Genomic DNA, 26,503 nt, shown 5'->3' with positions numbered 1-26,503 from the left:
GTGTCTATGACTGAGTCAGACATCGGATTGCGCGACCGCCTCGTCGACGTGGGGGTGGAACTGCTGGCCGCCGAGGGGCTGCAGGCGCTCACCCTGCGGGAGATCGCCCGGCGCGCCGGCGTCTCGCACGGGGCGCCGCGCCGCTACTTCCCCACCCATCTGGAGCTGCTGTCGGCCATCGCGCGCCGCGGCTTCGACGATCTGGCCGCGCGGGTGCGCAGCACGCCCGCACACGGATCCGCCTCCCCGCGCGCCCGGGTGGCGGCCTTGGCGCGGGCGTATCTGCAGTTCGCGCTGGACAACCCCGGCATGTACGAGCTGATGTTCCGGCACGATCTGCTGGAGAGCGGGCGCCTGGGGTTGCGGGAGACGAGTCTGCCCCTGTTCGGTGTGCTCGCCGGGCTGATCGGTGAGGTGCGTCCCGAGGCCGACGCGCGCCGGGTGGCGGGCGCGTTGTGGGCGAACCTGCACGGGATCGCCCAGCTGTGGCGCTGGCGCAGCCTCCAACTGGCTGTCGGGGACGACGACTTCGGCGCACTGCTCGATGCGGTGCTGGTGGCCCACCTGGGCGCGGACGGCGGCCGGTGAACCGGCGGTGGACGCTGGCGAGCAGTGTGGCCGGCGCGGTGGTCGTCGCGTTGGACGGTACGGTCCTCACGGTCGCGCAGCCCCGGCTGCAGAGGGACCTGGGCGCGTCGTTCGCCGAGGTGCAGTGGACCAGTACGGCGTATCTCGTCGCGGTGGCGAGCCTGCTGGTGTTCGCGGGGCGGCTCGGTGACCGGTACGGGCAGCGGCGGGTGTTCGCGCTCGGCCTGCTGGGGTTCGGGGCGGCGTCGGCGGGGATCGGTGCCGCCCCGTCGGTGGGCTGGGTGATCGGACTGCGGGCGGTGCAGGGGGTGTTCGGGGCGCTGCTGCAGCCGGCCACGCTGGGCATGCTGCGGGCCGCGTTCCCGCCGGACCGGCTCGCCGGGCCCCTCGCCGTGCGGACGGCCGCGATCGGGCTGGCGGCGGCTGCGGGGCCGCTGGTGGGCGGGGCGCTGGTGACCGGCCTGGGCTGGCGGGCGGTGTTCTTCGTCAACGTGCTGCCCGCGCTGGTCTTCGCCCTGCCGGCCCTGCTGCGGCCGGACCCGCCCGCCGCGGGCTCCCGGACACCGCTGGACGTGCCGGGCGCCGTGCTGCTCGCGGTGTCCCTGGCCTGCCTGGTGCACGCGCTGACCGCGCGGCCCGTGTCCGCGGCGGGCCTGGCCGTCGCCGCGGTCACCGCCGCCGTCCTCGTGCGGCACGAACGGCGTACGGCGAGCCCGCTGCTGCCGGCCGCGGTCATCGGCTCGCGGGCGGTCGGGGCGGCGCTCGCGGTGCTGGTCGTCGTGTCCGCGGCGTTGTCCGGCGCCCTGTTCGTGGCCACCTACGTGCTGCAACGCCGGCTCGGCCTCGACCCGTTGCACAGCGCCCTGCGCAGTCTGCCGCTGGCGGTGCTGATGGTGGCGTCCGCCGCGCTGTGCCCGGTGCTGCTGCGCCGGTGCGGGGCACGCGGTACGACGGCGGCGGCCACGGCCCTCCTGGCGCTCGGTGTCCTCCTGCTGTCCGGGGCCACCTCCGCGCCGGCCCTCGGCAGCGCGTTCGCCCTGCTGGGCGCGGGGTTCGGCACGGTGATGGTGGCGGCCACCCAGGTGGTCGTACGGCGGGCGGAGGTGGCGGTGGCCGGAGTGGCGGGCGGACTGCAGCAGACGGCACTGAACGTCGGGCCGGCCGTCGGCGTGGCCACGGCGACCGCGCTCATGGACACCGGGACCGGACCGGCACTGCTCGCCCTGGCGGCCGTGGCAGCGCTCGGCGTGCCGCTGGCCTGCGCGCTGCCCCGGACCGGGCATGACGGTCCGCTGCCCGCGACCGACAGCGAGGACGCGCTGCCCGCGGCCGACACCGACAGTCCGTTGCCCGGGGTGGACGGCGGCCGTCCGTCGCCGGAGACCGAGAGCGACCGCACGCGGCCCGGCACCGACAGCCACCGTCCGGTGCGCAGAACCCAGCCCGACAACGCCATGCCCGGGGCGGACGGCGGCCGTCCGTTGCCCACGGCGCACGGCCGCTGTCCGTAGCCGGGGGGCGAAGACGGCCACGCACTGCCCCACACCCACGGCGACCGCCCGCGACCCGGCACCGGCAACCACCGTCCGGTGCCCAGGACCCAGCCCGACAACGCCATGCCCCGGCCGGACGGCGCCTGTCCGTCGCCCACGGCGCACGGCCGCTCTCCGTAGCCCGGGGCCGAAGGCCGCTGGCCGTTGCCGAGCGGACGGCCGCTGTCGGGTGCCGGGACCGGAGGCGAGCGCGCATCGGCGGCGGTTCTTCTCCCCCCAGGACCGCCGGCGATCGCCCGCTGCCCGGGAAGACGGCGCCACGCACGGCTGGACACCGCCGGCGGCCGGGCCCTGCCCCCGGCTCAAGGCATCGCGTCGGTCATGTGCGGTGCTGATCAGCGGGTGGGGTAGGGGTGCTCCTGCGGGACGATGAGGGGCGGGTGCTTCCGGCGGGCGGCCGGGGGCGTCGCGGACGAGGTGACCGGAGGAGAGCGATGGCACAGCTGCGGCAGGAAGCCGACCCGGGTGACGCGGGGCTGGACGTCAAGGCGCTGGACCGGCTGGACAAGCATGTCGCCCACTACGTCGACCAGGGGCGGCTGCCCGGCTTTCTGGTGGCCGTGGCCCGCGGCGGCCGGGTCGCCCATCTCACCACGTACGGCCGGCGCGATGTCGCGGCCGGCCTGCCGGTCGAGGCGGACACCCTGTGGCGCATCTACTCGATGACCAAGCCGGTCACCGCGGTCGCCGTGCTGCTGCTGGCGGAGGAGGGCAGGCTGTCCCTGGACGACCCGCTGGACCGCCATCTGCCCGCGTTCGCCGACCCGGTGGTGTACGAGGGTGGTTCGGGCACCGAGGTGCGCACCCGCCCGGCCGCCGGCCCGATCCTGATCCGGCATCTGCTCACCCACACCGCGGGCCTGACCTTCGGTTTCTACTACCGGCATCCCGTCGACGCCCTGTACCGCGAGGCCGGCCTCGAGTACTCGGTGCCGCCGGGCAAGGACCTCGCCGAGACGGTCGAGGTGTACGCGCGCATGCCGTTGCAGTTCGACCCCGGCACGCAGTGGAACTACTCGGTCGCCTCGAACGTACTGGGCCGGGTCGTCGAGGTGGTGTCCGGGCAGCCGCTGGACGCGTTCTTCGCCGAGCGGATCCTGCGTCCGCTCGGCATGTCCGACACCGGTTTCCACCTCGGGCCCGAACAGGCCGGGCGGCTGGCCGAGTTGTACGGGGAGACGGACGAGGGCGGGATCGAGCCGGTGCCGGGGCTGCCGGTGCACGGCCGGCCGCGGTTCCTGTCCGGCAGCGGCGGCCTGGTCTCCTCCGCGTACGACTTCCACCGGTTCATGGAGATGCTGCGCCGGGGCGGCGAACTGGACGGTGTCCGGCTGCTGTCCGCGGACAGTGTCGCGCAGATGACCCGCAACCAGCTGCCCGGCGGCGCGCTGCTGCGGTCCTTCGGCGCGCCCGTCCACCAGGAACCCGGCAACGACGGGCTCGGCTTCGGCTTCAACGTGTCGGTGGTGGCCGACCCGTCCCGCACCCTGGCCCCGGCCGCCCTCGGCACGTACGGCTGGACCGGTGTGGCCACGACCGCGTTCTGGGTCGATCCCGCCCATGAGCTGACGGTGCAGTTCATGACGCAGGTACGCCCGAAGACGCTGAAGATCTTCCCGGAGCTGCGGCGGCTGGTGCACGAGGCGCTGGTGGACTGAGAGCCGGAGCGCCGGCCGTCCGGCACCGCCGCCCGCCGCCCGTCTCCTGCGGGGAGGGCGGCGGGTCGCACGGTCTCGTGTCAGGAACCGTGCGCGACGGCGTCCAGATGGGGCAGGACGTGGTCCATCCGCTCCCGCTTGGTGCGCAGATAGGTGATGTTGCTCTCGCACGGCTCGATCAGCAGCGGCACCTGCTCGGCGACCTGGACGCCGTGCCGGACCAGCGCCTCCCGCTTGCGCGGGTTGTTGGACATCAGGCGTACCGAGCGCACCCCGAGGTCGCGCAGGATCCCGGCCGCGACGCCGTAGTCACGGGCGTCCACGGGCAGGCCGAGCGCGAGGTTCGCCTCCACCGTGTCCAGGCCCTCCGCCTGCAGGGCCATCGCGCGCAGCTTGGCGAGCAGTCCGATCCCGCGGCCCTCGTGGCCCCGCAGGTAGACGACGATCCCGCTGCCCTCGGCGACCACCGCGCGCAGGGCAGCCTCCAGCTGGTCGCCGCACTCGCAGTGCCGGGAGCCGAACGCGTCCCCGGTCAGGCACTCGGAGTGCAGCCGGGTCAGCACGTTCTCGGTGCCGATGTCGCCGTGCACCAGGGCCACTTGCTCGTCACCGCGGTCGTGGTCCAGGTAGCCGATCGCCTGGAACTGCCCGTACACGGTGGGCAGCGGTGCATTCACGACGCGTTCCACGCCCGAACGCCGCGAGGACTTCTTGCCGAGTACGCCGAGGTTGGCGCCGGTGGTTTCTGTCATGATCTGATTCCTAAGCAGAGACGAAAGGCCGTGAAAAGATGAGTGGTTCGGGCGCGCGTGCGGCGGCGGGCGGGGGGACGTACGACGTGGCGAACGGCGTGGTGCCGACGGACACCACGGAAGACGTACGGGCCCGGGGGGCGGGCGTTTCAGCACAGGTCGCCGTCCTTCCCGTCGGGAGCTTCGAACAGCACGGTCCGTTCCTTCCGCTGGCGACCGACACGCTCGTCGCCTGTGCCGTGGCGCGGGAGATCGCCGCCGCGTACCCGGTGCACCTCCTTCCTCCGGTGACGGTCTCCTGCTCGCACGAGCACGCCACCTGGCCGGGGACCGTCAGCATCTCCTCCGTGACCCTCCATGCGGTGGTCCGGGACATCGCGGCGTCGCTGCGCCGCTCGGGCGTCGACGCGCTGGTCGTGGTCAACGGGCACGGCGGCAACTACGTGCTGGGCAACGTCGTCCAGGAGGCCTCCGCGCGCGGTGAGCGGATGGCGCTGTTCCCGGCCGCCGAGGACTGGGAGACGGCGCGGGAGCGGGCGGGGGTGCACACCTCGCTGCTCACCGACATGCACGCGGGAGAGATCGAGACCTCGATTCTGCTGCACGCTCATCCCGAATTCGTCCGCCCTGGTTACGAGTCCGCCGATTTCACCGCTGACGACCGCCGTCATCTGCTCACCCTGGGAATGTCCGCCTATACCGAATCGGGCGTCATCGGCCGTCCTTCCCTGGGGTCGGCGGAAAAGGGGAAGGAACTGCTGGCGAGCCTGACGGAATCCTTCGCACCGTATGTCGCGTTGCTCACCTCGGCGGAGGGACGCGGGTAGTCCGCGGTCGCGCTCGCGGAGCGCAGGCCGGCGTACCAGCGCGCGGCGAGGACCACGGCGCCGGGCAGGGCGGCCACGAAGCTCAGTACGCCGTACACGACGGCGACGGCGACACCGGTGCTCGCGCCGAGTCCGGCGGCGCCGAACGCCCAGGCGGTCACGCCCTCGCGCGGTCCGAAGCCGCCGACGTTCAGCGGCAGGCCCATGGCGACCAGGGCGAGGACCGCGAGCGGGACCAGCACCGCGACGGGGGCGGCACAGTCGGCGACCCGGGCCGCCACGACGAACATCGCCAGGTGCCCGGCAAGGACGAGAGCGGAGGACAGGGCGATGCCCGGTCCGCCACGGCGCGAGAGCAGGCCCCGGCGTGCCTCGCCGAGGGCGGTGCGCAGGGCCCCGGCCCGGCGCGAGGGCGCGCGGTTCATGCGGACGGCGACGCCGACGGCGAACGCGCCGGCCGCCGCGAGCGCCACCAGCGGGGCGAAGTCGCGGGCCTCGGCGCGGACCGGGGACGGCAGGGTCGGCAGCACCGCCACCGCGAACACGGCCAGCGCGATCTGCCCGGCGACGCGTTCCAGTACGACGGCCTTCACCCCGCGCCGCAGGTCACCGGCGCTCTGTCCGTGCCGGACCGCCCGGTGCACATCGCCCAGGATCCCGCCGGGCAGCGCCGCGTTCAGGAACAGCGCCCGGTAGTAGTCGGCGACGGCGGGGCCCAGCGGCAGCCGGATGCGCAGACCGCGGGCCACCAGCTGCCAGCGCCAGGCGCTGAGCACGGTGGTGGCGACGCCGATGCCCAGCGCGGCCAGCACCGTCACCGTGTCGATCCGCCGCAGCCCGTCGAGGAGCACACCGGTGCCCAGCCGCCACAGCAGGAAGCCGAGGAGGACGACGCCGGCGGTGCTGCCGAAGTGCGTACGCAGGGTACGGAGTCCGGGACGGCGGGGGCCGGGAGGCTGCGCGGCGTTTGCCCCGGCCCCGGCCCCGGTCTCGGGGACCGGCGTTGCCGCGGGCAAGCGGGTGGGGGCGGGTGCGAGTGCACATGCGGTTTCCGTGCCCGGCACGCGCGCGTGAACCGCGCCGGTGTCGTCAACGCGCGCGTCTGCCGGGCCGGTGCCGTGCAGGCGCACCTCTGCCGCACCGGTGCCGTGCACGCGGGCGTGCGCCGGGCCGGTGGGCGTCACGCGCGCGTGGGCGTCGGCCCCGGTGAGCCGGTTCTCCGCCTCCGCCGCCGCCGACCGCGGGGTCATGAGACCCCGCCCGTCGGCCGGGGCACGGCCAGCAGGTCGCTGTGCTGGACCACGACCCGCAACTCACCGGCGGCGCAGGCGGCGAGCCGGTCCCGTAGATAGCGCGCGGCACGGTCACGCAGCTCGGGCCGCTGTTCCACGGCGGCGCCGACCCAGCCGCGCAGCCACTGCGCGGTCAGCGCCGACTGCTCGGGGCCGAGCCGCCACGGGCTCGGACGCACCTGTACGGAGGCCCCGCGCTCTTCGAACGCCTCGCAGGCCGCCGTGACCGCGTCGGGGCCGAGCAGACCGGCACGCCGCTGGTGGGTGTTGAACGCCTCGGTGATCTCCGCGTCCAGCGGGTCGGCCGGGGTGAGTTCGACGCGGCCGGCGACGGACAGCGTGAGCAGCGCGGGGCAGCCGGCCCCCACGCAGGCGTCGGCGAGGGTGACGACCTCCTCGCGGGTGAGGACGTCGAGCAGCGCGGAGGCGGTGACCAGGGAGGCGCCGGCCAGCGCGTCCGGGGTGAGCCGGGCCACGTCGCCGCGCCGGGTCTCGACGGTGACGCCGCTGCCGTCGGCGGCGGAGCGCGGGGAGCCGACGGCGGCGAAGTGCAGCAGGTAGGGGTCGTGGTCGTGCAGGACCCAGTGCTGTGATCCGTCCAGGCGGGGTGCGAGCCAGCGGCCCATCGAGCCGGTGCCGCAGCCCAGGTCGTGCACGGTCAGCGCGCCGGTGCGAGAGGGCGGGTTCGCCAGCCGGATCCGCAACGGGTCCAGCAGCTCCTGCGCGCGGGCGGCCGCGTCGGCCCCTTCCCTGAGCCGCAGCCATTCGGGCGCGTACCGGGGCGGCTCCTCGGGCTCGCTCTCCCGCAGCCGCACGGTGGCCCGCTCACCGGAACGCCCCACGGGCCCGGCCCCGGCGACGACCGCGGCCTCCTCACCGCCTGCCCCGTCACCGACAGCACCGCCGAACTCCCCGGCAGCCGCCGCTCCGTGGGCCACGCCGTTCGCCCCGCCTCCGGTGACGACCGGGCCGCCGGAATCCCCGGTACCTTGGATCGCCCCGTGGGTCACGCCGTTCCCCCCGTCCACGGCGACGCCCCGGCCGCCCAAGTCCCCGGTGGCTTCGGCCGGCTCGAGGGCACCGCTCGCGTCCCCCGCGCCGGACGTCCGCGCACCCGTCACGGCGGCCGGAGTACGGGCCCCCTCAGGACCGGCGTCGAGGACCGGCTCCACCTCGTCCTGCGCCCCTCGCACTGCGCGTACCTCCCTGGGCCCGGCCTGGGCCGGGATCGACGGCATGCCGTTCGTCGTGGTGTGCGGGCCGGTCATGTCGCCCTCCTCGGGGCTTCGGGGAGCAGGGAGAGGACTCCGGCCAGGCTGCGGGCGGTGGCGGCCCAGCCGTCGAGCGCGGCGCGGCGGCCCCTGGCCGCTGCCTTGAGCCGGCGGCGTACGTCGGGCTCGCCGAACCAGCCGCGCAGTTCGGCGGCGAGCGCGGCGGGGTCCTCCGGCGGGACGAGGATGCCGGGTACGCCGCCGTCGGGGGCGCGTCCGACCGCCTCCGGCAGGCCGCCGACGTCGGTGGCGAGGACCGGGATGCCGCGGGCCAGGGCCTCGGTGACCGCCATGCCGTAGGTCTCGGCGTAGGAGGTGAGGACCATCAGGTCGGCGGCGGCGTACGTGGCGTCGAGGTCCGCGCCGGAGCGCGGGCCGGTCAGGTGCAGCCGGCCGGCGAGGCCGTACCGGGCGATCAGCTCCCGCAACCGGTCCACGTACGCGGGGTCGTGGGCGAGTCCGCCGACCAGCTCGCAGGTCCACGGCAGGTCCCGTACCGCCGCGAGCGCCTCCACGAGCCGGTGCTGGCCCTTGCGCGGGGTGACCGCGGCCACGCACAGCAGCCGGGACACGCCGTCGGTGCCGGGCGCGAGCGGTGCGATGTCCGCGCCGGGCGCGGCGACGTGCACGCGTTCGGGGGCGAGGCCGTGATGGGAGACCAGCCGGCGCACGGCCCAGTCGCTGGTCGCGATCACGGCGGGCACGGCGCGCAGCACGGCGCGTTCACGGGCGTCGAGGCCGGCGGCGACGGCCGGGTCGAGGCCGGTCTCGTCGCCGAGCGGGAGGTGGACGAGTACCGCGAGGCGGAGCCGGTCGGTCTCCGCGGTGACGATCTCCGGGACGGCGCAGGCGACGAGCCCGTCCAGCAGGACCACAGCGTCGTCCGGCAGCTCCCGCAGGGTGCGGGCGAGGCCGTCGCGGGCGGTGCGGTCGGGGCGCGGCCAGCTGCCGGGGGCGGCGTGCGGGGTGACCTGCCAGCCGAAGCCGGGCAGGTCCAGACCGACCCGGCGGTCGTAGGCGTTGCCCCCGCTGGGCGCGGCCGGGTCGTCGACGCCGCCCGGCAGGACGAAGTGGACGGTGCGCAGGGACATGGGGGTGATTCCGGCCTTCTCGACGGCGGCCGGCTGCACCGGCACATAGGCCAGGCGCGCCGGTGCCGTGGTCGTCTCGGTCACAGGCCACGCTCGTAACTCGCCCAGGCGACATGGGATTCGTGCAGGGTGACGGTGATGCCCGCGAGGCCCTTGGCGCCCTCGCCGAGGGCGCCCTTGTGAACGCGTTCGGCGAGCCGGTCGGCGATGACCTTGGCGAGGAACTCGGTGGAGGTGTTGATGCCGGCGAACTCGGGTTCGTCGTCGAGGTTGCGGTAGTTCAGCCCGGCGGTGATGGCGCCCAGTTCCTGCGTGGCCAGGCCTATGTCGACCACGATGTTGTCCTCGTCCAGCTGCTCGCGGCGGAAGGTGGCGTCCACCAGGAACGTGGCGCCGTGCAGGCGCTGCGCGGGCCCGAACACCTCGCCGCGGAAGCTGTGGGCGATCATGATGTGATCGCGGACGGTGATGCTGAACAACGGACGACCCTCCAGGTACGGCGCGTCTGGTCCCCCCGTCCTTACCCGTAGGGGGATGCCGGATAGTACGGCTCTCCGCTTCCCCGTGTTCAGTCCTCTGCCACTCTTTTCTCAGGTCAGGCCGGTTCCGGCGTACCGCACCCGGTGGCACAGGGCGGGGATCTCACCCGAGGCGAGCTTCGGCAGGACGTCCGGGAGTTCCTCGAAAGCGCTCTCCCCGGTGATGAGCGCGTCCAGGGCCGGGTCGGCGAGCAGGTCCAGGGCGAGCGCCATCCGGTCGGGGTAGCCGCGGCCGGGGCGGGCGGCCGGGGAGACGGTGCCGACCTGGCTGCCGCGCACGGTGAGCCGGCGGGAGTGGAAGGCCTCACCGAGCGGCAGGGCGACGCGCCGGTCGCCGTACCAGCTCAGTTCCACCACCGTGCCCTCGGGGGCGAGGAGTTGCAGGGCGCGGGTGAGGCCGGCCTCGGTGGCGCTGGCGTGCACCACGAGGTCGCAGTCGCCGAGGGCGCCGTCGGGCGTGGCGAAGTCCACGCCGAGCGCCTCGGCGGTCTTCGCGCGGGCCGGGTCGGCGTCGACGAGCTGCAGCCGGACACCGGGGAAGCGGGCGAGCAGCGCGGCCACCGAGCAGCCGACCATGCCGCCGCCGACCACCGCGATCCGGTCGCCGATCAGCGGCGCCGCGTCCCACAGGGCGTTCACGGCGGTCTCCACGGTCCCGGCGAGCACGGCCCGCGCGGCGGGCACCCGTTCGGGCACGACGGTCACGGCGCTCACCGGGACGACGTAACGGCTCTGATGCGGGTAGAGACAGAAGACCGTGCGTCCGACGAGGTCGGCCGGGCCCGCCTCCACCTCGCCGACGCTCAGGTAGCCGTACTTGACCGGGCCGGGGAAGTCGCCCTCCTGGAACGGTGCCCGCATCACGGCGTGTTGGCTCTGCGGGACCCCGCCGCGGAAGACGAGCGTCTCCGTGCCGCGGCTCACCCCGGAGTACAGGGCGCGTACCAGGACCTCGTCCTCGGCGGGCTCCGCGAGGGTGACGTCGCGCAGCTCGCCGTGGCCGGGTGAACGCAGCCAGAACGCGCGGGCCGAGCGGTTCATCGGCATCCTCCTGAACGATAGGGAAGTTGTTCACGTACCGAGAAGTGCACAGGCCGCGCACAGTACGCGGCGTTGATCGACTCTGTCACTCGGCCGGAGGGTGTGCGGTGGCCCTGAACAACACGTATGACGCGAGGCTCCAGCAGGAGACCGCTGTGGGAGCGGGCGTACAACTGCTGCTGCTCGCGCTGCTCGGCACGGCGATCGGCATGGGGCCGGCCGGCTGGCTGACGGGGCTGGCGTTCGCGTTCGCCACCTGGGCCGTACTGGCCCGCGCGCTGCACCGCTCCCCCCTGCGCTCCTTCGGCCCCGCGAACCGGGTCACGCTCGGCCGGGCGACCCTGGTGGGCGGGGTGACCGCGCTGGTCGCGGACTCCTTCGAGAGCGCGCCGCCGGTGACGCTGCTGGTCGGCCTGACCGCGGTCGCCCTGCTCCTGGACGGCGTCGACGGCCAGGTGGCCCGGCGCACCGGAACGTCGAGCGCGCTCGGCGCGCGCTTCGACATGGAGGTCGACGCGTTCCTGATCCTGGTGCTGAGTGTGTACGTGGCCACGCAACTGGGCCCGTGGGTGCTGCTGATCGGCGGCATGCGGTACGCCTTCGTCGCCGCCGCCCGGCTGGCCCCCTGGCTGAACGCCCCGCTGCCGCCGTCCTTCGCCCGCAAGACCGTCGCCGCGGTCCAGGGGATATGCCTGCTCCTGGCCGGCGCCGAACTGCTCCCCCACCTGGCGAACCTCGCGGTCGTGCTGCTGGCGCTGGGCTCGCTGGTGTGGTCGTTCGGCCGGGACGTGCGGTGGCTGTGGCGCATCTCCCGGATGCCCGTGGAGCCGGCGGCCGAGGTGAAGGTGCTGGAGCTGGCGGCGCGCTGAGCGCGGGCCGACGGCAACGCAGGGGGGCCCGGACCGGGTGACCGGTCCGGGCCCCTCGTCGTCCCTGTCCGGCTGTTACGACCGTGCGGCCCGGCCGCGTACGAGCGCGAACGCGGCGGCCGCGAGGCCGAGGACGCCGACGACCAGGCCGGCGATGCCGAGCCCACGGGCCGTGGAGTCGCTCGTGCCGGCCGCCTCCGCGGTGGTGGCGGCGGTCTTCGCGGGCGCCGGCGCGGCGGTCGCGTCACCGGCCGTCAGCTTCAGCACAGGGGCGGGGTTCTCCGGCTCCTGTCCGCCGCCCGGCTCCTCGATCCAGCGGACGGTCTTGCCGTCGGAGTAGGTCTGCAGGGTCTTGAACACCAGCCGGCCGGTGTCGTCCGGCAGCTGGCCGAAGGCGACGTCGAAGTCCTCGTACTGCCCGGCGCCGATCTTCCCGCCGCTGAAGGTGATCTCGGAGGCGGCCTCGGTGATGGTGCCGTCGTCGGTCTTGACCGGCGTCTTGAGCTTGGTGGTGGTGACCTTGGCGGTCCAGCCGTCCTGCGGATGGACGAGCACGCCGAGGACGGGGTGGTCGGTGGGCAGGAAGACCTGCACCTTGGTGGTGGAGGCGCTGTCCTCCTCGTTCGGGACGCGGAAGGTCAGCACACCGTCGGTGGCTCCCTTGGCGTAGCTCTCGGGGTGGACGGTGACGTGCGCGGAGGCGGCACCGGCGGCGAGCAGGACCAGGGCGGCGCCGACGGCGGCGACGGTGCCGGCGCGGCGCGCGGTGAGACGTGATGCGGACACGGGCATGGACATGGGTGAGTCGGTCTCCGTACGGGTGAGGCGTCGTTCGTGGGTCAGAGCGAGTACGGGACCGGGGCCGGGGGCCCGCGCCGGCTGACCGCGTGCCGCAGCAGGGCCGGGCGGGGCGGTCCGGGGGCGGCCGGGACGCGAGGGGGATCACCGGCGGGGGCGGGCAGCGGAGTGTCGCGCCACCAGGCGGAGAGGCCGGGTACGAGCGTGGCGGCCCGGCGCAGCAGCGACCACAGGGCGGCCTCACCCCGCCGCAGCCACCAGGAGGCGGCGAGCGCGGCGAGCAGATGGGCGGCGGTGGCGTGGCCGGTGAGGTGCGGCTGCGCTGCCATCGGGGCGTGCGTGTGCATCGCGGCCATGGCGTGCCCCGGCATGGCGGCCATGCGCGCGGTTCCGGAGCCGGGGCGGGCGGCGTCGAAGCCGAGGTGCAGTCCGGCCTGGGTGAGCAGCATGGCCGCGCCGATGCCGGGCAGCGACCGCTCCCGGCCGCCGAGGACCAAGCCGAGCGCGAACACGGCGAGGAAACCGGCCGCGTCGGCCCACAGCGGTGGCACAGCGCCCATGGCAAGGCCGTGCCCGGCGGCGGCGAGCAGCACGCACACCGCGGCGAACACCGCGGCGCGCAGGGCTCTCACCGCCGGGGACGCGCTCATGGTGCTCATGATGACGGATCCTCCCACGGCTGGGTGGTACGTGGGGCGCGGACGCTCTGTTCAGCGGCACCCCGCCGGCGCGGATGCGACCGGTGCGCGCGGCGCGCACCCCGCACGTCGGTTCCTCGGGCCCGCGCCGCGCACCGCCTCGGCACAGGGGGCCCGCACCGCGTCGGTCCGTGGTGCGGGCCCCGTCCTCGCTACCGGGCCGGCACCGGTCGCGGTGCCGGGGCGTAGCCGGCGGGCCGGGTCGTGAAGGTGCCCCGGCCCTGGGTGCGGCTGCGCAACCGGGTGGCGTAGCCGAACAGTTCGGCCAGCGGCACGGCAGCGGTCACCACGGCCGCTCCGCCGTGGGTCTGGGAGCCGCCGACCCGGCCGCGCCGGGCCGCCAGGTCGCCGAGGACCGAGCCCACGGCGTCCTCCGGCACGGTCACCGTGACCTCGGCGACCGGTTCCAGCAGGGCGAGCGTGCAGGCGCGCAGGGCCTCGCGGAGCCCGAGCCGGCCGGCGGTGCGGAAGGCCGTGTCGGACGAGTCCTTCACATGGGTGGAGCCGTCGGTGAGCGTGACCCGCAGCCCGGTCACCGGGTGCCCGTCGAGCGGTCCCTCGGCGAGCGCGTCCCGGCAGCCGGCCTCCACCGCGCGCACGTACTCCTGCGGCACCCGCCCGCCGACCACCGCCGAGCGGAACGCGAAGCCGGTGACGCCGGCCTCGGGTCCGAGCGGTTCCACGTCGAGCACGACATGGGCGAACTGCCCCGCCCCGCCGTCCTGTTTGACGTGCCGGTACCCGAACCCGGTCACCCCTTCCAGGACCGTCTCGCGGTGGGCGACCCGCGGCCGGCCCACGCCGACCTCCGGACCGCCGTCGCGGCGGATCTTCTCCACCGCGACCTCCAGATGGAGTTCGCCCATCCCGGACAGCACGGTCTGTCCGGTCTCGGCATCGGTGCGCACCACCAGCGAGGGGTCCTCCTCGGCGAGCCGCGCCAGCGCCGCCGCCAGCCGGCCGGTGTCCGTGGCGCGCCGTGCCTCGACCGCCACGGACACCACCGGTTCGGCGGCCACGGGCGGCTCCAGCAGCAGCGGTGCGCCGGGGTCGCACAGGGTGGAGCCGGCCCGCGCCGACTTCACGCCGGCGAGCGCGACGATGTCACCGGCGACCGCCCGGTCGAGCTGGGCGTGCCGGTCCGCCATGACCCGCAGGATGCGCGCGACGCGCTCGGTGCGCCCGGTGCCCGGGTCCCGCACGGTGTCTCCCTTCTCGATGGTGCCGGCGTAGACGCGCACGTGGGCCAGCCGCCCGGTGGCGCTCGCGTTCACCTTGAACACCAGCCCCGCGAACGGCGCTTCCGGATCGGCGGCCCGCCGCTGCTCGGTGCCCTCGTGGACACCGCGTACGGCGGGGACGTCCAGCGGCGAGGGCAGATAGGCCACGACCGCGTCCAGCAGCGGTTCGACACCGCGGTTGCGGTAGGCGGAGCCGCACAGCACGACCACGCCGTCCCCGGTGCGGGTGAGGTCGCGCAGGGCGGCGGCGAGGGTGCCGGCGTCGAGCGTCTCCCGGTCGCAGAACTCCTCCAGGGCGGCCGGGTGCAGTTCCGCCACGGTCTCCTCCAGCGCCCGGCGCCGCCGTAGCGCCTCCTGCCGCAGCGACTCGGGCACGGGCCCCGCCACGGCCGTACCGGCACCGTCGGCCCAGACCAGCGCGCGCATCCGCACCAGGTCGACCACGCCGGTGAACGCGTCCTCGGCGCCGATGGGCAACTGGACGACGAGCGGCGCGGGATGCAGCCGCCGCCGGATGGAGTCGACGGCCCGGTCGAGGTCGGCGCCCGCGCGGTCCATCTTGTTGACGAACGCGATTCTCGGCACGCCGTGCCGGTCCGCCTGCCGCCACACCGACTCGCTCTGCGGCTCGACTCCGGCGACGGCGTCGAACACGGCGACCGCGCCGTCGAGGACCCGCAGGGAGCGCTCGACCTCGTCGGCGAAGTCGACGTGCCCGGGGGTGTCGATGAGGTTGACGCGGTGGCCGTCCCAGGCGCAGCTGACGGCGGCGGCGAAGATGGTGATGCCGCGGTCGCGTTCCTGCGGGTCGAAGTCGGTGACGGTGGTGCCGTCGTGCACCTCGCCCCGCTTGTGGGTGGTGCCCGTCGCGTACAGGATCCGCTCGGTGACGGTGGTCTTGCCGGCGTCGACGTGGGCGAGGATGCCGAGGTTGCGGACGGCGGCGAGGGTGGTGAGGTTCGTGCGCACGGCCCGGGGCCTTTCTGACGATCAGGGAGAAGGGCAGCGCGATTACCCGTGCGTCCGGGTCAGCGGGGCGTCACGGGCGTCCGGTGCCGGCCGCGCAGCGGGCACCGGCCGGACCGGGACACGAGGATCACCTCGTACCGGGAACGGGGAGCGACGACAGCGGTGCGTGCGCGCACGGCCGGGCTCCCCTCTGTGTCGGACGACAGGCGCCGCGCAGACGGTCGTCGCGGCGCTCGGTACGGCATGACGGTACGAGAGGGGCACGGCCGGGGCACCTGATTTTCCGGTACGACGTCCAGCCGGCGGCGCTTGCGGTACGTCACCCGGTTGCCGGACGCGGCCCGGTCCACGTCGCACCCGGTCTTCCGGCGGGCGGCCGTACCCGCCGTGTCAGGGTCCGCACCGGGGGTCCGGGCAGCCGTACTCCTCTTGCGCGCCGCGGGGGTCCGCGCTCCCCGCCCGTGCCGGGCTACCGCTGCGGGACGGCGAGTTCGCGGCCGCGGTAGAACCCTTCCCGCTCCTCGACGACGAAGGGTGCCATGGCCGCGCGTCGTTGTGCCTCGTGCTCGGAGGACCTCCAGGCGTCGCAGGCCTCCCGGGAGTCCCAGAACGACACACCGGTGATCTCCTGTCCGTCCTCCGACCAGTAGGCGTAGGCACGGCGAAGGCCCTGCGGGGCGGGGGTCGGCCGCCACGCCTGTTCGAAGTCCTCCAGGGTGTCCGGCCGGATACGGCGTGTGGTCACCCAGATGTAGTGCTCTTCCATCGCGGCCTCCTCCGCTACGCCGGTCCGGTCGGCTCGCCGGGTTCTCTCCGCCCACCGTAGGCGCGGGCCGCCGCCTCCGCCTGCGTGCCGGGCCCGGCCTCGCCCATCCGTGTCGTGGCCCCGGTGACATGGGCGTTTCGCTGTCCGGCACAGGCGTTCCCCGGCTCCGGCCGACGGTGGACCATGGAAGCAGGACGCGTGCGGTCGCAGGGCACGAGTCGTCGGCGGTGAGGACGATGAGAGGTTCGATCCGGCTCGGGAGTGTGCGGGGAGTGGTGCTGCAGGCCCACTGGAGCGTGCCGTTGATCATGCTGTTCTTCGCGTACGGTCTGGCCACCCACACCCTGCCCGGGTACGCGCCGGGCCTGCCACCCGTGGTGTACGCGGTGGCCGGAGTGGCCGGAGCCGTGCTGTTGCTGCTGAGCCTGGTGGTGCATGAGGCGGCGCATGCTCTGACGGCTCGCCGAGCGGGGATCGGTGTGCGGGATGTGACGCTGTGGGCGCTCGGCGGATTCACCCGGATGGACCGGCCGACGACGGCGCGGGCGGCCTTCCTGGTCGCGGTCAGCGGGCCGCTCGCCAGCCTGTTGCTCGGCGGGATCGGGCTCGGCGCGGCGGCCGCGGTCCAGGCGGCGCCGGGCTCGCGGATCGTCGTCGCCGTACTGGGCTGGCTCGGTGGCACGAACCTGGTGCTGGGCGTGTTCAATCTGCTGCCCGCCGCGCCGCTGGACGGAGGCCGGCTGCTGCAGGCCGCCCTGTGGTGGCGCACCGGGGATCGCGAGCGGGCCCAGCGGGCGGCGGGGCGCAGCGGGCAGGCCCTCGGCATGGTGCTGGCCGTCCTGGGCTGGCTCGCGTTCGCCCGGGGCCTGTCGGGTGGCCTGTGGCTGATCCTCGTGGGCGTCTTCGTCGCGGGCGCCGCCGCGGCCGAACGCCGGTGGGCCGAGCTGGTCACGGCCCTGCGGGGCCTGCGGGTCGGGCAGACGATGACCGCGCCGGTGGTCACCGGTCCGGACTGGCTGACCGTCGACCGTTTCCTCGCCGAGGTGGCGGCCCCGGCACGGCACTCGGCGCTGCCGCTGCTGGACTTCGACGGCCGGCTCAGTGGCGTCGTACAGCTGAGCCGGCTGGCCGCCGTGCCGTCCGGGCAGCGTGCGTCGCTGCGGGCACGAGACGTGGCGACGCCGCTGTCCCGGTGCGCGCTCGCCGCACCGGACGAGCTGCTGACCTCCGTCCTGGAGCGGCTCGGCACCGAGGGCCGCCCGCTGCCCGTCCTGGTCATGGACGACAGCCGGCTGCTCGGGATCATCACCGCGCACGACATCGACCGGTGCCGCCGCACCGCCCGGCATGCACCGGACGGAGGCGCGCCCCCGTAGGGCACGACGCGAAGGTGCACGACCGCGGCCACCCGAGTGTCTGAAAACGATCGTTGATGGCCAGTGAACGATCGTTGATGCCCGCTGGTGGTCTGCGTATGCTGCGAGGCGCATCACATCTGTCGATCCTCAACTGCCGGAGAACATCGGTGGAGTCACCCTCGCAGCTCCACGAGACTCTTCGACGCCTCACCGCCCTCATCGAAGAGCAGGGCCTCAAGCGATCGGAGCTTCTCGACCCGCGAGCACTCGCGGCCAGGACAGCTCTGCCCGAGACTGCGGTCCGCATCCTGCTGAAAGGCGGCCCCCCTCCCGCCGACACGGTCAACGATCGGGTCCGTGCGCGTATCAAGGCACTGTCCGACGCCCACCTCACCCGCACGGGAAGGCGTATGTCGGATCTGGCCGCGGACATCGGCAGCCGCCTGGGAGTCTCCGATTACTGGGCGCGCCAGGTGTGCGACGGCAAGAAGGTGCCCAGCGTCGAATTCCTGCATGGTCTGGTGGAGTACTTCAGGGTCGAGGGAGGAGAGGCGTTCTTCACCGCACCGGCCGACGAGGCGCTCAACCGTGCGCTGCTCCCCGCGCTGGTCAGGCTGGAGAATCCGCACACCGACCCGGTGCAGGCCCTGATGGACCGCTACGGCGTGAAGACGACCGACCTGCGCATGAACGGCTCCCTGACACGCGGGCAACTGGAGCGCTTGCTCGAGGGAGTCTTCCGGTCGGTACTGCCTCCTGAGGGAGAGAACAAGCCGTGACCATCAAGGCGATGAAGTCCCTGCTGACCGCCCTGGGGCAGGAGGCAGCGCGGTCCGTTCAACGGCCGGCGGAGCCGCGGGAGGTCATGGAGGAGTTCTGCAGGGCCATGAGCGTGCGCTCCGGGCGGCCGATCCGGCTCGTGTTCCGGGCGTTCCCTTCGGACATCCCCGTTTCCGGCATGCGCCTGGACTGCGGCGACCACTCGATCATCGTCGTGGAGGAACGTACGGTTCCCGAGGCGCAGTTGGTCATCCTCGGTCATGAACTGTGGCACGAAGAGGAGGGCGACTGCGGCCACCACATCGCCGGCATGCCCGCCGCCGCCCGTGCCCTGACCGCCGATCAGACGCCCGAGTCGATCCAGCGGGCAGTGGAGGAGATCCTCACCACGCAGCAAGAAGTCTCACGCGACGCCCTCCTGGCCGTAGCCGCCAGAGCCGGCTCGGTCGACGACCACGAGGTGGACGCGGAGACGTTCGGCCTGCTCTTCGGCCGTGAGGTCCGCACCTGGATGAAAGGCCGGTACGCCGAAGGCCCGCTCAACCAGTCAACCGTCGAGGGACGCATCAACGTGTCTCTCACCAGCCGGGGCGGTCGCATACTCTCATGACCCCGTCTTTCCATGTCCCCTACGCGGTCCCCACCGTGCTGCTGGCGCTCGCGCTGTTCTTCAAGCTCCCCACGTTCGTCCGTGCCTGGCGCGATCCCGAGGTGCGGGCAACCACCCTGCTGCTCTTCTGGGCCACGTCAGCCCTCGTCGTGATCATCCCGGTCAACATCGAACGGCTCAACAAGCTGACGGGCATCCCGAACATCGCGGCCCCGTGGGCGTACTCCTTCCTCACCGCCTCGTGTGCCACCGGTCTGACCATGATCATGCGCTGGAGAGAGGAACCATCCGAGCGGCGCCGGCGCAGGATCCGGCTCATCTACTGCATCTACATCGGCATCATCGCCGCGCTGTGGGTGACGTTCTGCCTGGCCGACGTGCCGAAACCGCGCATCTACGACCTTGACACCTACTACTCCTGCACCCCGTGGATGCGTGAGCACATCCTGCTCTACCTCGTCGCGCACCTGGTTTCATGCCTCACTGCGGCCGCCATGCTGTGGAAGTGGTTCCAGGAGGTGGAAAACCCGTGGCTGAAGACAGGCGTCGTCTTCCTCCAGGCCGGCTACGCACTCGGCCTGGTCTTCGACGCGGCCAAACTGACCGCGGTGACAGCCCGCTGGTCCGGAACCGACTGGGACTGGCTCAGCACGAAAGCCGCACCGCCCTTCGCACTGATGGAGGCCGGCCTCGCGGCTGTCGGTTTCATCATTCCGCAGACGGGGCCCGCTCTGCAGCGCTGGGGCCGGGACCAGAGCGAATACCGGCGGCTCTGGCCGCTGTGGCGAGCAGTGCGCATACTCAGCCCGGCCGCCGCGCCCGCGCGCTTCGGCTTCTGGGTTCCTCTCGACCTCCGCGTGATGCAACGCCAGCAGCGCATCCATGACGCACTGCGCATCCTCGCCCCGTACTTCGACACAGACCTCTACCAGAGGGCGTACGCAGAGGCGGCGGCCACCCGCAACGAGTCCAAGGCCCGCGCGGTCGCCGGTGCCGCCGCCATCCTCGACGCGCTCGCCTCCTACAGCAACGGCACGCCCGCCCACACCACCACACAGCCCCCGCACATCGGCCCCGAAGTCACCGACCACATCGCCGCCATTTCCGTCGCTCTCTACCGTCCTCGCTCACTCGACAGCGTCCGCCGGCGGATGACCCACACAGAAAACCTCACCCCACATGCCTGACAGCGTCACCGTAGGCCGGCCCACCGCCCTCGTCATCGGCGCCAGCGCAGCCGGACTCTTCGCGGCCGCGGCACTCAGCGAGTTCGCCGATGTCGTGATCGTCGAACGCGACCACCTGCCCGACGGGCCCGAACCCCGCCGCGGTGTCCCCCAGGCCCGGCACGCCCACGTGGTCTGGAGTGGCGGCGTCCTCGCCTTCAACGCTCTGCTGCCCGGCCTCACCGACCACGTCGTCGCCCGTGGGGGGCGCATGGCCCGCATCATGGCCGACATGGTCTCCCGCGCCCCCAACGAAGTGTGGTTCCGTCGCTTCCTCGCCACCCGTCACCGCAACGTGGTCTGCTCCCGCGATCTGCTCGACGCCGTGATACGCGAGCGGGTTCTCGACCACCCACGGATCACTCTCCGTCAGAACACCACCGCCCTGTCGCTCGAAGGCAACGCCGGCCGGGTCACAGGTCTCCGCGTCAGGGCCGGCGAAGAAGAACTCACCCTGGGTGCCGACCTCGTCGTCGACGCCTCCGGCCGCGGCTCCCGCGCCGCTCAGTGGCTCGTCGGCCTCGGCCTCCCGAAAGTCACCGAACGGGAGGTCAACGCCGGCGTCACCTATGCCACCCGCCTCTACAAGGCCCCGGCCGGTACCAGCAGCGACTTCCCGCTGATCAATGTGCAGGCCAACCCCGCCAGTCCCCCCGGCCAGGGGGGCATCATCCTGCCCATCGAGAACCGTCAGTGGCTCGTCACCCTGGGCGGCACCCGTGGCGGCGAACCCACCGCCGACCCGGACGCCTTTGTGCCCTTCGCCCTGAACCTCGGCGATCCCCTCATCGGCGAGCTCATCCAGAACGCGGAGCCCGTCAGCAACATCCTCACCACCCGTAGTACCGCCAACCACCGCCGGTACTACGAGAAGATGAAGCGCTGGCCGGACGGCTTCACCGTCCTCGGCGACGCCGTCGCCGCCTACAACCCCGTCTACGGACACGGCCTGACCGTAGCCGCCCAGGGCGCCGTTGCCGTACGGGACGTCCTGCGCTCCACCAGCATCACCGCCCCCGGCACAGCGCGCCGTCTCCAGCGCGCGGCCTCGCGTCCCGTCGCTGCCGCCTGGGACCTGGCTGTCGGGCAGGACGCCTTCTACCCCGGCGCCACCGACGCCCCACCCACCGCTGTGGAGAAGTTCCTCGCGCGCTTCGTCGACCGGGCCGTCGCCACCGGAGCCCGCAACCCGCGCGCCATGGGCGCCCTGCTGGACGTGATGAGCATGGAGAAGCCGGCAACCCGTCTCTTCTCGCTGGACATGCTCCTCCCCATGCTCTTCGGCCCGAAGAAGCAGCACCTGCAGGGACCGCCGCTGACCGAGGCAGAGCGCAAGGCAGCCGTTCGCTGACCCTGCCGGCCCGGACCGGCACGCGCCGGCGGAGCCGATGACGACCGGTTCAGGCCCAGGAGGCAGGAGGACCACGGCCGGAGCCACTTGATCCACGTGTCACCACGAGCCTGGCCAGAGAGATACTCGTTCCGTCACATGATCGGCTTGCTGTGCGGCGGTTGCCGTGCCCTGCCCGTCTCAGGAGGAAGGTCCCAGCATGTTCCAGGAAACCCCGATCTTCAACCGGCTTGTCGCAGAGCGCGGCGATGTCCCCGCCCAGGCTCGTGGTGAAGCCGACCGCGTACGTCACGCGCTGAGGCAGGTCTTGCCCTCCGCGCCCTGGCCCGCGGCCCATCTGCCCCGGCAGCAGCCACAACTGCCCGGCGGGGGCGCTTCTGCCGCTGTCTTGTGAGCAGTGCTGGGGCAGCGGTCGTCGTCCGCCTGCGAGCCGCCCGTGTTCCGGGCGGCAGCGGGCAACGCCCGGCAGAGCACGGCGGCCGGGCGGTGCCGCGGGGCCCGGTACTCACGGGCCGGAGGAATGCGGGTGAGGTCAGCGCAGTTCCCGGTGTCGGGCAGTTCCAGGCCGCTGCCCCGGGAGAGGCCCGCGCGACCTGCTCGCCGCGCTTCGGAGAGGGGCTCGGGTGGGCCGGTGGCTCCACGGCGCAGGCGCAGCCGCGACACTGGTCCGGAACTCGCCGCTGAAGCATGCGACACCGCCACGACGACGGGCCTGGCCCGCGTCGCAGACGGAGCCCGGCGCTTCCCCGTTGTCCTGCCCGGGGACGGCAGCCGCCCGCTCGTCGTACTCACGCTGCGGCCTGCCCGGCAGCCATGCTGGGCACCACGCTTGGCATGCCGGGCAGGCGGCCTTGCATCAAGAAGCTCAGAGCTGAAGCGACTTGGTCTGCAGGAATTCCATGAGGCCGTGCTCGCCGAGCTCTCGACCGACGCCTGACTGCTTGTAGCCGCCGAAGGGCGCAAGCGGGTTGTAGGCACCGCCGTTGACCGTCACCTGGCCACACGCCATCGAGCGCGCGAAGGTGATCGCCTGCTTCTCGTCGGCTGCCCAGACGGAACCCGCGAGGCCGTAGTCGGAGTCATTGGCCATGCGCAGGGCGTCCTCCTCGTCCTCGTACCTCATGAACGAGAGCACGGGACCGAAGATCTCCTCCCGGGCCACGCTCATCCCGGCGGTGACGTCAGCGAAGACTGTGGGCCGGACGTAGTAGCCCTTGTCGCATCCGTCGGGGACCTCAGGGCCGCCCGCGACAAGACGCGCGCCCTCCGCCAGGCCCCGGCGGATGTGGTCGCGGACCTTCTCCTGCTGGGTACGGCTCGCCACCGGGCCCAGGCGGCAGTCGGGATCGGCCGGGTCCCCGGGAGGAAAGGCGGCGATCTCCGCGACGGCGATGCGAACCGCCTCTTCATAGTCGTCGGCGTGCACCAGCGTACGCGTCAGCGCGTTGCAGGACTGCCCCGCGTTGCGGACGACGTCGGCGACATTGGCACGGACAGCCTGTGCGAGATCCGCTCCAGGAAGGATGACGTTCGCGGACTTGCCGCCGAGTTCCAGGGCGACACGTTTGACAGCGGCACCGGCAACAGAACCGATGTGCTTGCCGACGGCCGTGGAACCCGTGAACGAGACCATGTCGACCCCGGGATGGCGTACCAGCGCCTCCCCGGCTTCGGTTCCCGTTCCGGTGACGAGGTTGAAGACTCCCTCGGGGATGCCTGCGGCTGCGATGCACTCCGTGAACAACCGGGCCGACAGAGGGGTCAGCTCCGCGGGCTTGAGAACCACCGTGCAGCCTGCGGCGAGGGCGGGAACAACCTTGCAGACGACTTGATACAGAGGGTAGTTCCACGGAGTGATCGCACCGACGACGCCGACGGGCTCGAGCAGGACAAGCGAATTGCCCGCCCTCTGCTCGAAGGTGAAGTCAGCCGCAAGCTCGGCATGCAGCTGCGTCATGGTGACCGGCAGGCCGGCCTGCACCCTGCGGGAGAATCCGATCGGGGTGCCCACCTCGGCTGTGATGAGTGAGGCCATCCGGTCCTGGCGGAGGGCAAGTTCGCCGGAGAGCGCCATCAGTAACTCGGCACGGCGGCTGGGCGCTGTGGACGCCCAACCCGGCAGTGCCGACCGAGCCGCGTCGACTGCGGCGTCGACGTCCGCGGCAGAACCAGCCGGTACGGTCCCGATGACCTGTTCGTCGGCCGGGTTGACCACATCGATCGCATCGGTTCCTACCGCGGGCCGCCAGTGCCCTCCGATGAACACCTTGTCGTGCCCGGTCACAAGCATCCTCCTCCATAGCTCATGGGCAGTAGTGGAAACGGCAGCGCCCGGCTCAGTCCGTCGGCGGCCGACGATGTCGGGATCGCCAGCACATCGCCCTGCACGGCACCGATCACGCCGGTGCAGCTAGGTGCAGCTAGGTGCACAACAGCTTGTTGCACGCTACACGGGTGGCGGAGCGCCGCGCAGCCGGGGCACGGTGTTTCACGTGCTTGCCGAACGTTTGCACTGCGGCATTCCGTCCCCGTGAGCAGCCCCGTCTGCCTTTGTGGAGAGGCCGTTCAGGCGTTCGGAGGTCCGCCCCGAATGATTCGTTGCCGACGCACAGATCATGCGCTGAGTAGAACGAATTGAGGAACGATGCAGACTCTTCACACACCGGCCGAGGAATACCCTCCTTCCGCGGCCGAACACATGTCACCGGATGACATCGGGGGGCAGTACCGAACGCGCTTCGCGAGCACTCCGGACGAACTTCTGAGCGAGCTGCCGCTGACCGATGCCGCAGCCCGTACGGTCCGCGACGGCCGGCTGACAACCCGCCGCGTGCTGAGCGGTGGCGACGACCGTCTGCTCGTCGTGGTCGGTCCGTGCTCGGTCCACGACGTGAACGCCGGTCTGGCATACGCGAAACTGCTGGGCGAGGTGGCCGGCGACCTGGCCGGGGACCTGGCGGTCGTCATGCGGGTGTATGTCGAGAAGCCCCGCACCACGGTGGGCTGGACCGGGCTGCTGACCGACCCCGCGCTGGACGGCAGCCTGGACCTGGTCCGGGGGCTGCGCACGTCCCGGACGCTCATGCTGGAGATCGCCGAGACGGGGCTGCCCATCGCGACGGAGTGGCTGAGCCCGGCGGTTCCGGCGTATCTGGCCGACCTGATCTCCTGGGGAGCCATCGGGGCCCGGACCGTGGAGAGCCAGGTGCACCGGCAGTTGGCGAGTGGTCTGCCCATGCCGGTGGGCATGAAGAACGGCAGCACCGGATCGGTGGCGGTCGCCGTCGACGCCGTCCGGTCCGCCGCCGCCGCTCACGCCTACCTCAGTCTCGGCCGCGACGGCAGGCCCGTCGTGCTGCGAACGACCGGCAATCCCGACTGCCACGTGGTCCTGCGGGGCGCCTCGGGCAAGCCCAACTACCGCGCGGAGGACATACGCGAGGCGGCGCGGCTGCTGTCGGCGGCCGCCCTGCCGACCGGTCTGGTCATCGACGCCAGCCACGGAAACAGCGGCAAGGACCATGAACGACAGGCGCTGGTGGCCCGGGAGATCGCGCAGCAGGTCGCGAGCGGCGACACGGACATCCGGGGCGTCATGCTGGAGGGCTTCCTGGTCCCCGGGCGCCAGGAACCCGGCGTCGGCGAGCCGGTGTTCGGCCAGAGCCTCACGGACGCCTGCATGGGATGGGCCACCACCGTGGAAGTCCTCCAGGAGCTCGCCGTGGCGGCCCGTCGGCGCCGGGAGGCGCGGGCCGCCGCGCGCCGACCCGGTCAGCCCCTCCCGTACGCCCCGTGACCCGCCGGAAGAACCAGGAAGCGAGCATGCTGGACATCCCCGCGCTGGGCCCGGCCGGGCCGTACCGGACGAAGAAGCGCACCGCGGTGGCGGACGCCTCGGGCATCACGGCCGTCTACCTGTCAGCCGTGCCGGGCCTGGTCGTCTCGCACTGGATCGATCAGCTGCGGGCACACGCGCCGCTGCCCGTGGGGGAGATGGCGGCCGTGCTCGAGAAGGCGGCCGACGTCTTCGAGACCGAGGAGGTCCTGGGCGACGGTCTCGTGGCCCACGAGCGGCGGGTGGCGGCGCTGACGGGCACCCCCCTGGCCGTCGTGCGGGAGTGCGACGCGCTCATCACCCGCACCCTGCGCGACGTGCGACGGGCGCCGTCGGCGGCCCGGCCCGCCGGCTGCTCCCCCGTCGGCACGGACGTGTCCGCGGCGCCGGCGGCGGGCGCCCTGTGGTGCCGTACCGCAGACGTGTTCGCCGTGCAGGCCGCGGGCAACAGCCCCGGGGTCCACGCCATGTGGCTGGAGGCGCTGGCGCTTGGCTACCGGGTCGTCGTACGCCCCTCCCACCGGGACCCGCTCACCCCCTACCGGCTCGTGTCGGCCCTGCGGCAGGCGGGAGTGCCGGCGGCCCAGCTGGTCCTGGCGCCCTGTGACCACGCGACGGCCGATCTGATCGTCGAGCGCTCTGACCGCGCCCTTGTCTACGGCGGCCAGGACGTCGTGGACAAGTACCGCAACCGCGGCGACGTCCTGCTCCAGGGGCCGGGCCGCTCGAAGCTGGTCGTGACGGCCGACGCGGACCGGGCCGCCGGAGTCGGCATCGCCCGCACGGGGGCGCTCCATCACGCGGGAACGGCGTGCACCGCGACCACGGGCGTCCTGGTCGAACGGGATCCGGCGGGATTCGCCGCCGAACTCGCGGCCTCGCTCGCGAAGGCGGCACCGGCTCACCCTCTCGACGACACGGCTGTCCTGCCCTGCATGCCTCAGGCCGACGCGGAGCGGCTTGCCGCCGCCGTGCTGGACCGGGCGAAGGACGCCGTCGTGCACCTCGCGCCGAGGGTCGAACGGCTCGCCGGGGAGGGCTCTTCGGCGGCCGTCACACCCTCGGTCGTGGAACTGGCGTCCGCGAAGGACGCCTTGCTGGGCTACGAGGTGCCCTTCCCGTGTGTGTGGGTCGCCCCGTTCGAGCGCGGTGACGTGAGCGCGCTCGACGGCTCGCTGGTGCTGTCCCTGCACACCGCCGACCGGGCGCTGGTCGCCGAGGCCGCGCAGCTTGCGGCCGTCTCCAACGTGTACCAGGGCAGGCCGACGTCCTGGCTCCATCCGGATGTCCCGCACGACGGCTTCCTCGGAGCGTTTCTGATGCGTGCCAAGGGGCTGGCCCATGACGCCTAGGCCGACAGGGCCTGGGCCCGGCCGAAGGGGGCGCACCG

At 73.2% G+C, this 26,503-nt stretch carries 23 protein-coding genes and 1 pseudogene; 13 read left to right on the top strand and 11 right to left on the bottom strand.

Annotated features, from left to right (window positions below; all coding sequences use genetic code 11):
- The first annotated feature begins 6 nt into the window (after positions 1–6).
- The 3 genes from ABZ624_RS05610 to ABZ624_RS05600 all read left to right on the top strand — a co-directional run bounded on the left by ABZ624_RS05610 (position 7) and on the right by ABZ624_RS05600 (position 3,799).
- Positions 7–588 carry a TetR/AcrR family transcriptional regulator gene (locus tag ABZ624_RS05610; protein WP_360082888.1) on the top strand — a complete coding sequence of 194 codons (582 nt, stop codon included), beginning with the start codon at positions 7–9 and terminating at the stop codon, positions 586–588.
- Positions 585–2,099, top strand: coding sequence for an MFS transporter (locus tag ABZ624_RS05605; RefSeq protein ID WP_360082886.1), 1,515 nt, complete (start codon positions 585–587; stop codon positions 2,097–2,099). The genes ABZ624_RS05610 and ABZ624_RS05605 overlap by 4 nt, the downstream gene beginning before the upstream one ends.
- Before the next feature lie 476 nt (positions 2,100–2,575).
- The gene (locus ABZ624_RS05600) at positions 2,576–3,799 is read left to right on the top strand and encodes a serine hydrolase domain-containing protein (protein ID WP_360082884.1); all 1,224 of its coding nucleotides are present in this window, start codon (positions 2,576–2,578) and stop codon (positions 3,797–3,799) included.
- Between the two features lie 80 nt (positions 3,800–3,879).
- Here the strand turns inward: ABZ624_RS05600 and ribA are convergent, their stop codons facing one another.
- Positions 3,880–4,551, bottom strand: coding sequence for a GTP cyclohydrolase II (gene ribA, locus ABZ624_RS05595; RefSeq protein WP_360082882.1), 672 nt, complete (start codon positions 4,549–4,551; stop codon positions 3,880–3,882).
- Between the two features lie 38 nt (positions 4,552–4,589).
- On the opposite strand from ribA, the pseudogene ABZ624_RS05590 reads away from it, so the two are divergent.
- Positions 4,590–5,360: pseudogene (locus tag ABZ624_RS05590) on the top strand (creatininase family protein); the annotation flags it as partial.
- Here ABZ624_RS05590 and ABZ624_RS05585 read toward each other — a convergent pair.
- The 5 genes from ABZ624_RS05585 to ABZ624_RS05565 all read right to left on the bottom strand — a co-directional run bounded on the left by ABZ624_RS05585 (position 5,246) and on the right by ABZ624_RS05565 (position 10,612).
- Complete coding sequence (locus ABZ624_RS05585) at positions 5,246–6,628, bottom strand: lysylphosphatidylglycerol synthase transmembrane domain-containing protein (protein WP_360082880.1); 1,383 nt, start codon at positions 6,626–6,628, stop codon at positions 5,246–5,248. The pseudogene ABZ624_RS05590 and the gene ABZ624_RS05585 overlap by 115 nt on opposite strands.
- Positions 6,625–7,512, bottom strand: coding sequence for a class I SAM-dependent methyltransferase (locus ABZ624_RS05580; RefSeq protein ID WP_360083217.1), 888 nt, complete (start codon positions 7,510–7,512; stop codon positions 6,625–6,627). Before ABZ624_RS05580 ends, ABZ624_RS05585 begins: the two co-directional genes overlap by 4 nt.
- A 422-nt stretch (positions 7,513–7,934) precedes the next feature.
- On the bottom strand, positions 7,935–9,116 hold the full coding sequence (locus tag ABZ624_RS05575; protein ID WP_360082878.1) for a glycosyltransferase family 4 protein: 1,182 nt from the start codon (positions 9,114–9,116) through the stop codon (positions 7,935–7,937).
- The gene (locus ABZ624_RS05570; protein ID WP_360082876.1) at positions 9,113–9,511 is read right to left on the bottom strand and encodes a 6-carboxytetrahydropterin synthase; all 399 of its coding nucleotides are present in this window, start codon (positions 9,509–9,511) and stop codon (positions 9,113–9,115) included. Before ABZ624_RS05570 ends, ABZ624_RS05575 begins: the two co-directional genes overlap by 4 nt.
- Positions 9,512–9,622: 111 nt before the next feature.
- Positions 9,623–10,612, bottom strand: a complete 990-nt coding sequence (locus tag ABZ624_RS05565; protein WP_360082874.1) for a dehydrogenase — start codon at positions 10,610–10,612, stop codon at positions 9,623–9,625.
- Positions 10,613–10,719: 107 nt separating this feature from the next.
- Between ABZ624_RS05565 and ABZ624_RS05560 the strand changes: the two genes are divergently transcribed.
- The gene (locus ABZ624_RS05560; protein WP_360082872.1) at positions 10,720–11,481 is read left to right on the top strand and encodes a CDP-alcohol phosphatidyltransferase family protein; all 762 of its coding nucleotides are present in this window, start codon (positions 10,720–10,722) and stop codon (positions 11,479–11,481) included.
- Between the two features lie 75 nt (positions 11,482–11,556).
- Here ABZ624_RS05560 and ABZ624_RS05555 read toward each other — a convergent pair whose 3' ends face one another.
- From ABZ624_RS05555 to ABZ624_RS05540, 4 genes are all read right to left on the bottom strand, one after another.
- Positions 11,557–12,267, bottom strand: a complete 711-nt coding sequence (locus tag ABZ624_RS05555; protein WP_360082870.1) for a YcnI family protein — start codon at positions 12,265–12,267, stop codon at positions 11,557–11,559.
- Between the two features lie 53 nt (positions 12,268–12,320).
- On the bottom strand, positions 12,321–12,929 hold the full coding sequence (locus ABZ624_RS05550; RefSeq protein WP_360083215.1) for a hypothetical protein: 609 nt from the start codon (positions 12,927–12,929) through the stop codon (positions 12,321–12,323).
- 200 nt (positions 12,930–13,129) lie between these two features.
- Positions 13,130–15,187, bottom strand: a complete 2,058-nt coding sequence (fusA, locus tag ABZ624_RS05545) for an elongation factor G (protein ID WP_360082868.1) — start codon at positions 15,185–15,187, stop codon at positions 13,130–13,132.
- A 469-nt stretch (positions 15,188–15,656) separates the two neighbouring features.
- The gene (locus ABZ624_RS05540) at positions 15,657–15,953 is read right to left on the bottom strand and encodes an antibiotic biosynthesis monooxygenase (protein ID WP_360082866.1); all 297 of its coding nucleotides are present in this window, start codon (positions 15,951–15,953) and stop codon (positions 15,657–15,659) included.
- A gap of 236 nt (positions 15,954–16,189) precedes the next feature.
- On the opposite strand from ABZ624_RS05540, the gene ABZ624_RS05535 reads away from it, so the two are divergent.
- The 6 genes from ABZ624_RS05535 to ABZ624_RS05510 all read left to right on the top strand — a co-directional run bounded on the left by ABZ624_RS05535 (position 16,190) and on the right by ABZ624_RS05510 (position 21,672).
- On the top strand, positions 16,190–17,329 hold the full coding sequence (locus ABZ624_RS05535) for a site-2 protease family protein (RefSeq protein ID WP_360082864.1): 1,140 nt from the start codon (positions 16,190–16,192) through the stop codon (positions 17,327–17,329).
- A 149-nt stretch (positions 17,330–17,478) separates the two neighbouring features.
- Positions 17,479–18,090, top strand: a complete 612-nt coding sequence (locus tag ABZ624_RS05530) for a hypothetical protein (protein ID WP_360082862.1) — start codon at positions 17,479–17,481, stop codon at positions 18,088–18,090.
- Positions 18,087–18,701, top strand: coding sequence for a toxin (locus ABZ624_RS05525; RefSeq protein WP_360082860.1), 615 nt, complete (start codon positions 18,087–18,089; stop codon positions 18,699–18,701). The genes ABZ624_RS05530 and ABZ624_RS05525 overlap by 4 nt, the downstream gene beginning before the upstream one ends.
- Complete coding sequence (locus tag ABZ624_RS05520) at positions 18,698–19,888, top strand: MAB_1171c family putative transporter (protein ID WP_360082858.1); 1,191 nt, start codon at positions 18,698–18,700, stop codon at positions 19,886–19,888. The genes ABZ624_RS05525 and ABZ624_RS05520 overlap by 4 nt, the downstream gene beginning before the upstream one ends.
- Positions 19,881–21,278: an FAD-dependent monooxygenase gene (locus ABZ624_RS05515; protein WP_360082856.1), complete on the top strand. Its 1,398-nt coding sequence runs from the start codon at positions 19,881–19,883 to the stop codon at positions 21,276–21,278. Before ABZ624_RS05520 ends, ABZ624_RS05515 begins: the two co-directional genes overlap by 8 nt.
- 199 nt (positions 21,279–21,477) lie before the next feature.
- Positions 21,478–21,672 (top strand): hypothetical protein, encoded by a 195-nt coding sequence (locus ABZ624_RS05510; protein ID WP_360082854.1) that lies wholly within the window; start codon positions 21,478–21,480, stop codon positions 21,670–21,672.
- Between the two features lie 471 nt (positions 21,673–22,143).
- Here the strand turns inward: ABZ624_RS05510 and ABZ624_RS05505 are convergent, their stop codons facing one another.
- The gene (locus tag ABZ624_RS05505) at positions 22,144–23,562 is read right to left on the bottom strand and encodes an aldehyde dehydrogenase family protein (RefSeq protein WP_360082852.1); all 1,419 of its coding nucleotides are present in this window, start codon (positions 23,560–23,562) and stop codon (positions 22,144–22,146) included.
- Positions 23,563–23,922: 360 nt separating this feature from the next.
- Between ABZ624_RS05505 and ABZ624_RS05500 the strand changes: the two genes are divergently transcribed.
- Both ABZ624_RS05500 and ABZ624_RS05495 read left to right on the top strand, forming a co-directional pair.
- On the top strand, positions 23,923–25,074 hold the full coding sequence (locus ABZ624_RS05500) for a 3-deoxy-7-phosphoheptulonate synthase (RefSeq protein WP_360082850.1): 1,152 nt from the start codon (positions 23,923–23,925) through the stop codon (positions 25,072–25,074).
- Positions 25,071–26,465 carry an aldehyde dehydrogenase family protein gene (locus tag ABZ624_RS05495; RefSeq protein WP_360082848.1) on the top strand — a complete coding sequence of 465 codons (1,395 nt, stop codon included), beginning with the start codon at positions 25,071–25,073 and terminating at the stop codon, positions 26,463–26,465. The genes ABZ624_RS05500 and ABZ624_RS05495 overlap by 4 nt, the downstream gene beginning before the upstream one ends.
- The last annotated feature ends 38 nt before the right edge of the window (positions 26,466–26,503 follow it).

The organism is Streptomyces sp. NPDC007205, from assembly GCF_040634095.1.
GTDB lineage: Bacteria > Actinomycetota > Actinomycetes > Streptomycetales > Streptomycetaceae > Streptomyces.
This window is presented reverse-complemented; position numbering and strand designations above follow the sequence as displayed.